The following is a 13,143-nucleotide window of genomic DNA, read 5'->3' as shown; positions in this document are numbered from 1 at the left end:
ACAGATCAATTAATCTTTGGTTTTTAAATGTCGTTTTGATTTTGAATTGATTTATCATAATATTTAAACCTAATTAATTAGCGAAGCACGAATTACCAATTTCAAACAAATAAAAGTTGATTGTAATACCGTTTTTTTTAACAAACGATGGTGGTGCCAAAAGTTGGTACAGAAAAAATTCTAAAAAAGAAATCTAATGCTTTACATCGTAAGGCTTCATCATGAAACAGGTAATGCACTTAAAACTCAATAACATTATACATGATAAAAAAATACTTTTTGTGAAGATAATTGATGAGAAAAAGCTGACTTTAAAAACGGTAAATTATTTCAGTAATCAAGCCATTTTTTCATATTATCATCATGACATTTATTAATAAAATTTCCAAATAATGATAATACTGCTTTAAAACGCATCAAGGAGTTGTGTTAGGAATGATTTTACTTCTTCCTTTGCTGTGATTTTATGAACTAGTTATGTGTTTATTGAGGTTAATAATTAATTAAGGATTATAGGTTACTTTTTAAGTCTAATTGTTTCGATCGGTTTTGTATAACGGCCATAAAAGTACTTTTGCTTTCATCACTTATAAAGCTACAGGCAATCAATTCTTGCCATTGTTGTATGCCTTTTTCTATACGATTCCAAAGGTTTTCAATAGCTTTTACAGGTATTTGTGCTTTGGCCATGGCTTCGTTAAAATCTAGACGTTTAATTTTTTTCTTTTTTCCGTTAAGGTTTAGTGCTAATTCTTCCTGATCTTCCGGAATTAATAATTTAACCGCTACCATATCATAGGCTGGTGCCAAGGCATAGTGTTTGCTGTCTTTTGCTATGAGTGAAAAGTTTTTTAAATGCATATCGTTATTTCCAATTAGGAAAGAAACAATCACTTGTTCATAAAATTTAACTACATCCAGTAAAGGGTTTTGTGCATAGGTTATGATACCCTTTGCAATTTGCTCGTAAGAACCACGGTATTTATGTTCTGTGAGTCGTTCCGTGAATTGGCAAGCGTCTTCCATTGGGTACTTTTCGTTATTGGCAGTACGATCTATACGCTTGGTTAAATAAGCTAAAGCACCATCTTTTAATGGTATTAATAAAAAGGGTACGGTGGCTATACCACAAGCTTGTGCTAATAACATGGATAAGGCTTCAATTTCTGGCATTTGTGGATACATTTGAAATGGTGGTTTTAATATAAACCTGCCATTTAATGCGCCTACGATAGTTAACCTATTTTGAGCGTTTTCTTGAGTGAAACCTAATGATAATTTTGGTTGTACACCAGTAACAATGATGCGTTGTGCTATGTTTTCTTTTGCCAACGTTTCTATTTCAGACAGCTCATACTCTAATTTTAATACAGGCGTATCTTCCTGCCAAAATGATGTTAAGCAGTTTTGATGGTAGTTTATATCACCATCTGCTAGTTTTTTATGACATGCTAAACAGTAGTTCATACTTTTTCTATAATGCTAATATTGCCAATACAATCTCTACAGGTGGTTAATAATAAGCCCATGCGGTCTCTTGGATTTATTTTCCAATTTTTCTGCGCAATGTCTAATAACCAACCTTCCGGAATTAAACCATCAAAAAAAGGAAATAAATAATCTGCATTAAATTCTTCTTCACCTAGAGGTAAAGTCAAACTTACAGCTAGTGCGTTTTTATTTCCTAAATATGCTTTGTCATACTTGAAATGATAACCATTATCGTCCTCGGTTAATATACCTGCTAACGATTTATTTACCCATATTTCTCCTTGTCTCATCACTTATAGGTGTTGGTGTTAGTGTGTGCCCGAAAAATAATAGTACCTGATTCACTTTATCGGTCATTAGATTTGGTTTTCCCTGTTCTAGTTCGCGTACAAAACGTAAGCCTACACCCGTGAAGTCTGATAACTCTACTTGTGTTAGATTTGTTTTTTTGCGTCTATCCCTCACAAATTGGGCTATTGCATTCTCTTTATCCCATTCCATTCTATTATACCTTTAAGGGTGCAATATAGTAAAAAAACGTTTAATTATACCTTTTTGGGTATAAAATAAGTTTTTAAATCATAAATTATACCTTTAAGGGTATATTGCAATTAAATCTACAATAACAAAGGTTATTATTTGATTTAGTATAGGAAGATATTTAATAGTTAAAATTGTTTGCATTTGATGCCAAAAGCCACCAAATACAAACAAAATCACTGGAGAATCTTAAATTTTTGTTAAAAAGGGGCTAATTCGGGGTCACTAAATTTCTAAGGTCTTTTTAAGCCCTGTAAATACTATAAAAATGGGATTATGGATAGTCCCTCTTTCTCCGCTAAGAGATTTCATTCTCACAAAAAAAACCTTAAACACATGTTTAAGGTTTTTTTTTGATAGTATTGTGCCATCCTAAATTAGCGTTGTATATTTGCTTTATACATAACAATAAACAACATACTTTTGTACACAATAACTCCAGTCCCTAATAACTCTAACGAACTAGATTATTTAGAAATAACAAATTCAAGCCAATCAACTTTTGCTAAAATATATGTAAACCTTGGTGCCAGTTTACAAGAATTAAAACTCCAAGGAAAAACTCTAATCGAGGATTTACACCCCTTAACTTACGATAATACCTATGCATCGTCCATATTATTCCCTTTTGTTAATAGGATAAAAGACGGTACTTATCAATTTGAAGGAAACACATATCAGTTTCAAATTAATGAAATTGATAGAAACAATGCCATACACGGATTGGTATACAACAAAACCTTTCAAATTATAGATCAACAAACATCTGAGGATTTTGCATCGGTAAAATTATTATATACCGAAGAAAATGAATCCGTTGGATTTCCATATACCTATGCTATTCAAATTGAATATATTTTAAAAGATGACGCTTTAGATATTAATGTTGAAGTAACCAACACAGATTCAAAGCCATTTCCTTTTAATATTGGCTGGCATCCTTATTTTATCTGTAAAGATTTACATAACAGCTATTTAAAATTTGACTGCGACAAAAAAACTGTTTTCGATGCACGATGCATTACCACCGATGTTGTTGCTATAGATATAGATAGTAAATCTGGATTTAAAATTGAGGATAGAATGCTCGATGATTGCTACATTTTAAATTCTGGTAACACCCTGTTTACAACACCAGAATATACGCTAGAACTAAAGGCATCATCTAAAGAGAATTTTTTGCAAATATATATGCCTCCTAGAGCGAATACCGTAGCTATCGAACCTACCACAGGTGTTGCAGATAGTTTTAATAATAAAATGGGCTTACAAACTTTAAAACCCAATGAAACCCATCAGGTAACCTGGAACGTTAATATGTTATAAAAACAAGCTAACTACGATGCAAGTATTTGAACGTTCGCTAATTGTTACCAAATCTGATTTAGATGAACTAAACCATGTTAATAATATTAGATATGTTGAGTGGGTTCAAAATATTGCCAAAGCACATTGGCTTAATAATGCATCTCCAGAAATTATTAAAGAATATTATTGGGTGATGCTTTCGCATTGTATTGCATATAAAAGTGCCGCTTTTTTGGGTGATACTATCCTTATTAAAACCTATGTAAAAAAGTCTGAAGGTGTAAAATCCATTCGTATGGTCGATATTTATAATAACAACAATACCTTGCTAGCATCGTCTGAAACCACATGGTGTTTAATGAGTAGTAAAACCAATAAACCTGCTCGCATTACAGAAGACATCATTAAATTATTCAACTAAATAAAGGCACACATTCGCTATCATCTAAACAAAAGTTATATTTTTACTCAAATTGAATTATTAGTTATGAAACGTAGTTTGTACCTTGTTTTAACTTTAGGTTTTTTAATGCTTTGGAGTTCTTGTAGAAAGGATTTTGAGTATTCTCCTAATACAGGAAATCTTGAATTTTCGAAAGACACGGTATATTTAGATACGGTATTTTCAAATATAGGTTCGAGTACTTACAATTTAAAAGTGTATAACAGAAGCAACAAAGACATCTTAATTCCATCCATAAAACTGGCGCAAGGAAGTGCATCAAATTACAGATTGAATGTTGATGGCATGTCAGGGAAAACATTCGAAAACATTCATATTCTGGCTAAAGACAGCATGTATATTTTTGTTGAAAGCACTATAGATATTAATAATTTTTCGAATACAGACGGTAAGTTTTTATACACCGATCAAATAGAATTTGATGCTGGTTCTAAGCTTCAAAAAGTAGAACTCGTTACACTGGTTCAAGATGCCATTTTTATTTACCCCGACCGAGATAATACTACCAAAGTTATTGAAACCATTACACTAAATGTTGGTGGCGAACTTATTGAAACCAATTTGCAAGGTCGCGAATTATTACCCAACGAATTAACCTTCACCAAAGACAAGCCTTATGTAATTTATGGTTTTGCAGCGGTGCCTAACAACCAAACCTTAACTATAAACGCAGGTGCTCGTGTGCATTTTCACGACAATTCCGGTTTAATTATTACTGAAGGCGCTTCGTTAAAAATTAATGGGGCGTTGAGCAACGATCAAACATTATTAGAAAATGAAGTGATTTTAGAGGGTGACCGATTAGAACCTGATTTTTCTGATATTCCCGGACAATGGGGAACTATCTGGTTTTTTGATGGTAGTATAAATAATTCCATAAATTACGCTACAATAAGAAATGCCACTGTTGGAATTTTATGCGATGGCAACCCGAATGAAGCTTCAGAAAAATTAAAAATCACCAATTCTAAGATATACAATTCTAGCAGCTTCGGAATTTTAGGAAGAAATACATCTATAACCGCCGAAAATCTGGTGGTAAACAATAGCGGACAATCATCGTTTGCAGGTACTTTTGGCGGAAAATACAATTTTACACATTGCACCATTGCCAATTATTGGAGTGGCTCCAGACAATTTCCTTCTGTGCTGCTAAATAATTTTGTTTTAGATGATGATAGCAATGCCACTATAACCAATTTAACGGCTGCTAATTTTAACAATTGTATTATTTATGGGAATGATAACCCAGAAATTTTGTTAGATGAAATTGAAGACGCTGCCGTTGTTTTCAATTTTAAATTCACCAATTGTTTAATCCGTTTTGATAATAGCAATAACAACATTACGGGTGCTAATTATAATTTGAATGATACCAATCACTACGTTGGAAACATTTTTAATAAAGACCCTTATTTTAAAGACGCCAGCAACAACATGCTTATTATTGGCGAAAAATCTGAAGCTATAAACAAAGGCTTGGCAAGTTTTGCGACCCAAGTACCAGTTGATATTTTAAATGTTAATAGAACCACTGCTCCCGATTTAGGTGCTTATCAGCATATTACTTTTCCTGTGGATAATTAATTATTCTTTAGCGCTAGGAAACACTATTTTTGGCTTTCGCCTTTGAATAAATACTAATGGACCAATTTTTTTAAGCGCTGTAATGCACTCTACAAATGGAAATTGATTTGTGGCGAGCACGAACTTTAGCGGATACCCGCGTTAGGGATTGCAATGAAAATCCTTTTGGTTTTTCTTGGGCGGAAAAATGGCCTTAATAAACAAACCCTTAAATTTGATTATGGATTCCTGCCCTTGCAGGAACGATAAAAAACCAAAAGATTGTAATGTAAAGCCCGACCCTTTTTAGGGTAACGCCCAAAAACAAAAAATCCCGCCAAAGCAGGATTTTTAATTTTATATAAATGGCGTTTAAACAAATAATGGTTTTCCTGCCATCATTGCATTAACTTTATCTTTAACAGCTTCTAATACAGCTTCGTTTTCGAAGTTTGCAATTACTTCATCTATAAGCTCTACTATTTCTAGCATGTCTGCTTCTTTTAATCCGCGTGTGGTAATTGCCGCAGTCCCTACACGAATTCCTGATGTTATAAAAGGCGAACGTGTATCGAAAGGTACCATGTTTTTGTTTACAGTAATATCTGCTTTTACTAGGGCTTGTTCTGCTTCTTTACCAGAGATGTTTTTGTTACGTAAATCTATAAGCATACAGTGGTTGTCTGTTCCGCCAGAGATGATGTTGTAGCCTTTTTCTACTAACGCTTTTGCCATCGTCGCAGCATTGGCTTTTACCTGTAATTGGTAATGTAAAAAATCGTCGGTTAAGGCCTCTCCAAATGCAATGGCTTTTGCTGCAATAATATGCTCTAATGGTCCGCCTTGGTTTCCTGGAAACACTGCAGAATCTAATAAAGACGACATTTTACGTAAGCTTCCGTCTTTTAATGTAATTCCGAATGGGTTATCGAAATCTTTACCCATCATAATCATACCTCCACGCGGACCTCTTAAAGTCTTGTGCGTTGTAGTTGTTACAATGTGGCAATGTGGCATCGGGTCGTTTAAAATACCTTTAGCAATTAATCCCGCAGGATGCGAAATATCTGCCATTAAAATAGCGCCAACACTATCGGCAATCACTCTAAAACGTTTAAAATCGATATCGCGAGAATATGCAGATGCACCGGCGATTATTAATTTTGGCTGTTCTTTAGTTGCTATTTCTTGAATTTTATCATAGTTTAAAACACCTGTTTCCTGCTCTACGCCGTAAAATACAGGATTGTATAATTTACCTGAAAAATTAACTGGAGAACCATGTGTTAAATGCCCACCATGCGACAAATCGAATCCTAAAATTTTATCACCTGGATTTAAACATGCATGATATACAGCGGTGTTTGCCTGACTTCCAGAGTGAGGTTGTACGTTTACATAGTCGGCTCCAAACAAGGTTTTTGCTCTATCAATAGCTATTTGTTCTACTTCATCAACCACTTCACAACCGCCATAATAGCGTTTGCCTGGGTAACCTTCTGCATACTTATTGGTTAAAACAGAACCTGCAGCCTCCATTACCTGGTTGCTTACAAAATTCTCTGATGCAATAAGTTCTATACCATGAAGTTGGCGTTCTTTTTCAGCTTGTATTAGTTCAAAAATTTGTTCGTCGCGTTGCATAAAAATTATTTCTTGTTAAATATTCGGCAAAAATAGGAAATAGATTAGTAAAATTCATCAAAAAACATATATTTACTACTAAGTTTTTAACCGATTTATTAACGCTTACAAGAAACCTAAATTTTTAATGTTTTATTCTAATAAAATGAAAAAATTGTGTAGGTTTGAACATAATTCAATAAACAACAAAAAATAAGTTATGCCATTATCAGCTAACAATCCAGATAGAAAATCGTGGTTACACGTAGATAAAAACTCCGATTTCCCCATACAGAATATACCATTTGGGGTGTTTTTAACCCGAGATGATATTATTACCATCGGAACCAGAATTGGTGATACTGCTATAGATTTAGGAGCGTTGCACCAATTAGGGTATTTTGATGGCATCCCATTAACCGATGATATTTTTCTTCAGGATACGCTTAACGATTTTATTGCTGATGGAAGAAAAACTTGGCGCGCTGTTAGAAACCGTATTGCTCAAATATTTGATAGTAATAACGAAACATTAAAACAAAACAAGCAGCATAAAGAGATTGTACTGTTTAGATTGGATGAAATTGAAATGCAATTACCTATTCAAATAGGTGATTACACAGATTTCTACTCCAGTATAGAACATGCTACCAATGTGGGTTCTATGTTTAGAGACCCAGAACAAGCCCTATTACCTAACTGGTTACATATCCCTGTGGCGTATCACGGAAGAAGTTCTTCAATAATTACTTCTGGCATTCCAGTACACCGACCAAAAGGACAAATGCTTCCTAAAGGCGCTGAAGTGCCTATTTACGGACCAAGTACTATGGTGGATTTTGAATTGGAAATGGCGTTTATAACCACCGATGCCAACGATCTTGGGGAGTCTATACCGGTTAATGAAGCCGAAGAATACATATTTGGATTGGTATTATTAAATGATTGGAGTGCGCGAGATATTCAAAAATGGGAATATGCACCACTAGGGCCATTTTTGGCTAAAAATTTCGCTTCCTCCATTTCACCTTGGATCGTAACCTTAGATGCTCTAGATCCATTTAGAGTAGAAGGACCGAAACCAATTAAGCCGCAATTAGACTATCTGCAATCGAAAGGAAAAAAGAGTTTCGATATTAATTTAGAAGTAGCTATTCAACCAAAAGGCGCTAAAGAAACCGTGGTTACCAAATCTAATTTCAAACATTTATATTGGAACATGTCTCAACAGTTAGCACACCATACAGTTAATGGATGCCCCATAAATTCTGGAGACTTGATGGGAAGTGGAACAATATCAGGACCAACCCCAGATGCTTATGGCTCTATGCTGGAATTAACTTGGAAAGGTGAAAAGCCAATTAAAATGAAGGATGGCAGTGAACGTAAGTTTATCAATGATAACGATACCGTAATTATGCGTGGTTATTGCGAAAAAGATGGTACACGAATTGGTTTTGGAGAAGTATCAACCAAATTATTACCTGTTTACTCGAAAAAATAAGGAGGTTCTATCAATCCTTTTATCATTTAAATATTATAGGCTTTTAAGACATCGTAATTTTAAAACATATTTGTAAGCTAATTAATACGATTAAGTAAATTTATTGTATTTTATCGTATTAATTAGCTTTTTATCTATATTATTAGTATTTTGGCACCACAATTGGATACATGCATTCCATATCCTAAATTTTAGCCAAATGAAGAAACTATTACTTTCAACAGTTGCACTGCTTTTTTTATTTTCATGCAGTACCAGTAAACAAATTGAAAAATCTTTAAGTACAGGTAATTATGACCAAGCCATTTACAATGCCATTGGAAAACTAAGAACCAACAAAGACAAAAAAGGAAAATCGGACATAATTGCTATGCTTCAAGAAGCATACAATAAATCTAATGAGCGCGATTTAACTACTATCAATTTCCTAAAGAAAGAAAACAATCCTGAAAATTATCTTCGTATTTACGATATGTACGTGGGTTTAACTAAGCGTCAAGATCTTATAAAACCACTACTTCCGCTTGCTATTAATGGCAAAAACCTGAAGTTTGATATAACCGATTATTCTAATCAGATTATCAGTTTTAAAAATGATGCATCATTACATATATACAAAAATGCATCGGCACTTTTAAAATCGAAAAACAAATTAGATTTCAGACAAGCGTTTGATATGTTTAGTGAAATTGAAAACATCAATCCTAATTTTAAAGATGTTCGGAATCTTATGGAAGTTGCCCATAATAAAGGAACCGATTTTATTTTGGTTGATATGATTAACGATACGCGAAAAACCATTCCTACAAGACTTGAAGACGATTTATTAAATTTTAGCACTTATGGAATTAACAATTTATGGACCGTTTACCACAACAACCCAGTAGATAAAGTTAAGTACGATTTCAATATGCGTGTGAAGTTGAGAGATATTAACATTTCGCCAGAACAAATAAAAGAACGCCAGATAATTAAAGAAAAACAAGTTGTAGATGGGAAGCAAAATTTACTAGACGCTAAAGGCAATGTTGTAAAAGATAGTCTTGGTAATGCCATCCAAATTGATAAAACCATAACAGTTCGTTGCGAGTATTATGAGTCTACGCAATTTAAATCTGTACAAGTTACAGGAAACGTAGAGTACTATAATTTAAACACCAAACAATTAGCCGACGCCTTCCCTATTACAAGTGAATTTGTTTTTCAACATATTTTTGCGACAGCAAGAGGTGATAATAGAGCGTTAGAAACAACTTTACTCCCGTTTTTAAATAACAGACAAGTTCCTTTTCCTTCTGAAGAACAAATGATTTACGATACGGGCGAAGATTTAAAAATTCAGCTTAAAAAAATTATAAATAGTTACAATCCCAGTTAAATATAAAAGCCCTAAATCACAGGGCTTTTTTTTTGGTTATCTCCATTCTGGAAATTGGGTTTTGTTTAAATCTAATTGCGTTATGGTTTTCATATCCATGTCACTAAGTTCAAAATCGAAAATATCTAAATTTTCTATCATGTGCGATTTCTGTTCTGTTCGTGGAATGGCCACAATGCCTCTTTGGTAATGCCATCGTAAACTTATCTGCGCGTTACTCTTTCCATATTTATTTCCTATTTCTGCGAGTGTTTTATTTGTAAATAAACCATTGCGACCTTGCGCTAATGGCGACCATGCTTCGAGTTGAATATCCTGTTTTTTCAAATTTTTATAAGAACTATGCTGATGGTAAAACGCATGGGTTTCTATTTGATTTACCACAGGTTTTATTTTAGCATACTCTAGCAATTCTTCTAATTGTGGTAATTCAAAATTACTCACTCCAATCGCTTTTATTTTACCTTGCTTATAAAGTTCTTCCATAGCCAGCCACGAACCTTTAACATCGCCACGAGGACGATGTATTAAATATAAATCTAGATACTCTACGCCTAACTTTTTAATGGACGTATTGAAGGCTTTTAAAGTGTTTTGATAGCCCGAATCATCTACCCATACCTTCGAAGTAATAAATAAATCTGCTCTATTAATGCCGCTTTTCTTTATTCCTAAGCCAACAAATTCCTCATTACCATAAATGGTTGCTGTGTCTATAAGTCGATACCCAGACAAAATTGCCTGATGCACACTTTCTACGCAGATGTCTCCAAGCAGACTGTAAGTTCCAAAACCAAGAAATGGCATTTTAATACCATTATTGAGTGTGGTATTAGGTATTGATTTACTACTGCTTAGTGCAAATAATTTTTGGCCACCAAATGAAAAAAACATGGAAGCGACTGTAAATAACGATCCTGTTTTTAAAAACTTTCTTCTATCTATCATGGTATTTTATATTGAATGTTACTTTCTTAAATTCTAATTGCAGCACATCATCATTAAACGAGCACGTTTTCAAAATCGGAATCAGCACAAAAAACGGCTGAGATTCGCGATTCATTTACAATAGCTACCATTTCTTCAATGGTCATGCCTGCTGCTATATTAAAAACATTAATATCTGTATTGCGTTCTTTTACTACATTTTCAATTAAATTACCTTGCTTGATATAGATATGAGTTGTTTTAGGAAAACGAACCATAGTGTGTAAATCTTCAATATCATGGTCTGTGAAAACCAACTTCGGATTATTATTTAAAATATGAACGTCGATACTACCTTTCCAATTCCGACAAATTAACAGCGATATTAAGGTTGATAAATTATTGTCTTTCACACTAAATGTTTCTTTCCAATTTTCTGGAATATCCGTCATCCATAAATTAATACTTTTTTCAATCGCAAGACTCGCTGTGGAATACGGAATGTAAATAATCATCCCAAAATTATTAGCCTTTGTATCGGTAATAAGTTTATTGTAATAATTAAAATTTGACGTTGTCGTATCAATGCTTGCGAAAATTATATTCGGTTTAAAAAAGGCAGCATTAAGCGACTGCATACTTACGTTCACAGTGGTGTTAAAATCCGTATTATCAATCACAGTGTATGACACAGACAAATCGCTTTCTTTAAATTTAGCAACCGCATTATTAAGAAAGGTTTCCATGTTTTTTTGCTCTATCTTATTCGTATGCTTTAACGATAATATCTTCACAGAACCTTTCGGATAAATAATGGAATGTATCAACCTAAATGAACTTCGAAGCTCTTTTGGCATCATCACTGGAAACAATAAATCAGGACGCCAAGACCTAACTTCGCGCTCTTGCCTTAAACTGTTTGTTTTCTTTGTAGCCCATTCTGCCAAGGCTGTAAAAAGTCCGCTTCTTGAATCTCCTGCGGCAGATTTAATATTCATTTTTACTAGATACAAGTAGAATAACACGATAAATATTAAAGAAAATAAGGCAACGATTACATTCATTACAAACATGATAGCAATAGAACCAAAAGCCCCAATAGCCGGTACAATTAAAGGAATTTTTAAAGTTGGACGGTAACTAGGTAAACCAAGGGTTTGTTCTACAAGTGCTACCACATTTACCATGGCGTAGGTTATCATGAAAAACATGGTAAGCAAAGGTGCAATGGTATTTAAATTACGTAGTGAAATACCAAAAAGCACTATAAACGCTGTAATAATCATGGCGTTAATTGGCTCTCCTTTTTTGGATGTTTTTGCTAACTTTTTACTTTTAGGAAGAATATTTTTTTCACCAAGCGCCAACAAGATTCTTGGAGCACCAACAAAAGAACCTAATGCCGACGATAACGTAGCCCCTAACAAACCGGCAAGCACAATTGGCCCATAAAGCGACTTATCGATAAATACGCTATAATTTTTCGACAACTCGTCTGGAGTAGCAATTAATGCCGCCACAAAAACTAAACTAACATAAATAATCGTAGTTAAAATAACCGACGAAATGGTACCAACAGGAATACTTTTTCTAGGATTAGTAAGATCGCCAGACATGTTTGCACCAGCCATAACACCCGTAACCGCTGGAAAAAACACAGCAAAAACTATCCAAAACGACGATCCTTTAAAATTATTTTCAATCGATCCAGGGTATTTTCCAAACCATTCAAAATTATAATTTAGGTCGTTTACAAATAAAGAACCATAAATAGAAATCAACGACAAAATAATGACTCCTAAAATGACGTACTGAATTTTAAAAGCAAAACTCGTGCTCACAAAAGCAATACCCATAACGAGTGCAAAAATTGCCAGATCTAATATTATAGGATTTATTAGTGGTACAAGTATTTGTAAACCTTCGCGGAAACCAAAAATATACATTGCTACAGCAATAGCTTGAGCAAAATAAAATGGAATCCCGATGGCGCCACCTATTTCCAAACCTAAAGATTGCGAAATCAAGCTAAATGCACCGCCACTTCCTATACGTATGTTTGTAGTAATAGACGATAAACTAAGCGCTGTAGCCAGCGTTATTGCTACCGACAACAAGATTATAGCTAAAGCACCTAAAACACCAGCGTTTCCAACTACCCACGGTTGTCGGATATACATGATAACGCCTAAAATGGTTAAGGTTGTTGGTGTAAATACACCTGCGAATGTTCCAAAAGTCTTTTTAGTCATAACCTTAGTCTTTATAGTTATAAACAATTGGTAAATTAAATAAAACCTAATTCTAGGCTATTTAAGTAATCCTATAGTCCTATAAAGATAA

Annotated in this window: 10 protein-coding genes; 5 read left to right on the top strand and 5 right to left on the bottom strand. The window is 33.9% G+C overall.

What is annotated here, in order from left to right; genetic code table 11:
- Window positions 1–510: 510 nt before the first annotated feature.
- Window positions 511–1,467, bottom strand: coding sequence for a HipA domain-containing protein (locus tag ACFQ0I_RS09050; protein WP_379941453.1), 957 nt, complete (start codon window positions 1,465–1,467; stop codon window positions 511–513).
- Window positions 1,464–1,781 carry a HipA N-terminal domain-containing protein gene (locus tag ACFQ0I_RS09045; RefSeq protein WP_379941451.1) on the bottom strand — a complete coding sequence of 106 codons (318 nt, stop codon included), beginning with the start codon at window positions 1,779–1,781 and terminating at the stop codon, window positions 1,464–1,466. The genes ACFQ0I_RS09050 and ACFQ0I_RS09045 overlap by 4 nt, the downstream gene beginning before the upstream one ends.
- Window positions 1,782–2,454: 673 nt before the next feature.
- Here ACFQ0I_RS09045 and ACFQ0I_RS09040 point away from each other — a divergent pair.
- The 3 genes from ACFQ0I_RS09040 to ACFQ0I_RS09030 all read left to right on the top strand — a co-directional run bounded on the left by ACFQ0I_RS09040 (window position 2,455) and on the right by ACFQ0I_RS09030 (window position 5,389).
- On the top strand, window positions 2,455–3,357 hold the full coding sequence (locus ACFQ0I_RS09040; protein WP_379941449.1) for an aldose 1-epimerase: 903 nt from the start codon (window positions 2,455–2,457) through the stop codon (window positions 3,355–3,357).
- A 16-nt stretch (window positions 3,358–3,373) separates the two neighbouring features.
- Window positions 3,374–3,760 carry an acyl-CoA thioesterase gene (locus ACFQ0I_RS09035; protein ID WP_379941447.1) on the top strand — a complete coding sequence of 129 codons (387 nt, stop codon included), beginning with the start codon at window positions 3,374–3,376 and terminating at the stop codon, window positions 3,758–3,760.
- 66 nt (window positions 3,761–3,826) lie between these two features.
- Window positions 3,827–5,389, top strand: coding sequence for a hypothetical protein (locus ACFQ0I_RS09030; protein ID WP_379941445.1), 1,563 nt, complete (start codon window positions 3,827–3,829; stop codon window positions 5,387–5,389).
- A 351-nt stretch (window positions 5,390–5,740) separates the two neighbouring features.
- Here the strand turns inward: ACFQ0I_RS09030 and glyA are convergent, their stop codons facing one another.
- Window positions 5,741–7,012, bottom strand: a complete 1,272-nt coding sequence (gene glyA / locus ACFQ0I_RS09025) for a serine hydroxymethyltransferase (protein ID WP_379941443.1) — start codon at window positions 7,010–7,012, stop codon at window positions 5,741–5,743.
- A 199-nt stretch (window positions 7,013–7,211) separates the two neighbouring features.
- On the opposite strand from glyA, the gene fahA reads away from it, so the two are divergent.
- Both fahA and ACFQ0I_RS09015 read left to right on the top strand, forming a co-directional pair.
- Entirely contained in the window at window positions 7,212–8,495 is a 1,284-nt protein-coding gene (gene fahA, locus ACFQ0I_RS09020; protein ID WP_379941441.1) for a fumarylacetoacetase, read from the top strand.
- Window positions 8,496–8,694: 199 nt separating this feature from the next.
- On the top strand, window positions 8,695–9,873 hold the full coding sequence (locus ACFQ0I_RS09015) for a hypothetical protein (RefSeq protein WP_379941439.1): 1,179 nt from the start codon (window positions 8,695–8,697) through the stop codon (window positions 9,871–9,873).
- Between the two features lie 36 nt (window positions 9,874–9,909).
- Here the strand turns inward: ACFQ0I_RS09015 and ACFQ0I_RS09010 are convergent, their stop codons facing one another.
- Together ACFQ0I_RS09010 and ACFQ0I_RS09005 are read right to left on the bottom strand one after the other, a co-directional pair.
- Window positions 9,910–10,821, bottom strand: coding sequence for an aldo/keto reductase (locus ACFQ0I_RS09010; RefSeq protein WP_379941437.1), 912 nt, complete (start codon window positions 10,819–10,821; stop codon window positions 9,910–9,912).
- Window positions 10,822–10,874: 53 nt separating this feature from the next.
- Window positions 10,875–13,052, bottom strand: coding sequence for an amino acid permease (locus ACFQ0I_RS09005; protein WP_379941435.1), 2,178 nt, complete (start codon window positions 13,050–13,052; stop codon window positions 10,875–10,877).
- Window positions 13,053–13,143: the final 91 nt, after the last annotated feature.

Origin of the sequence: Mariniflexile aquimaris (genome assembly GCF_042676825.1) — a bacterium.
In the GTDB taxonomy this organism is placed as follows: domain Bacteria; phylum Bacteroidota; class Bacteroidia; order Flavobacteriales; family Flavobacteriaceae; genus Mariniflexile; species Mariniflexile aquimaris.
The sequence above is the reverse complement of the archived record's forward strand: the minus strand, read 5'-3'. Positions and strand labels throughout refer to the sequence as shown.

Coding starts and splice junctions, on each gene's coding strand:
- ACFQ0I_RS09050 (WP_379941453.1), bottom strand. CDS start 1,467: ATGAACTACTGTTTAGCATGTCATAAAAAACTAGCAGATGGTGATATA.
- ACFQ0I_RS09045 (WP_379941451.1), bottom strand. CDS start 1,781: ATGAGACAAGGAGAAATATGGGTAAATAAATCGTTAGCAGGTATATTA.
- ACFQ0I_RS09035 (WP_379941447.1), top strand. CDS start 3,374: ATGCAAGTATTTGAACGTTCGCTAATTGTTACCAAATCTGATTTAGAT.
- ACFQ0I_RS09030 (WP_379941445.1), top strand. CDS start 3,827: ATGAAACGTAGTTTGTACCTTGTTTTAACTTTAGGTTTTTTAATGCTT.
- glyA (WP_379941443.1), bottom strand. CDS start 7,012: ATGCAACGCGACGAACAAATTTTTGAACTAATACAAGCTGAAAAAGAA.
- fahA (WP_379941441.1), top strand. CDS start 7,212: ATGCCATTATCAGCTAACAATCCAGATAGAAAATCGTGGTTACACGTA.
- ACFQ0I_RS09015 (WP_379941439.1), top strand. CDS start 8,695: ATGAAGAAACTATTACTTTCAACAGTTGCACTGCTTTTTTTATTTTCA.
- ACFQ0I_RS09010 (WP_379941437.1), bottom strand. CDS start 10,821: ATGATAGATAGAAGAAAGTTTTTAAAAACAGGATCGTTATTTACAGTC.
- ACFQ0I_RS09005 (WP_379941435.1), bottom strand. CDS start 13,052: ATGACTAAAAAGACTTTTGGAACATTCGCAGGTGTATTTACACCAACA.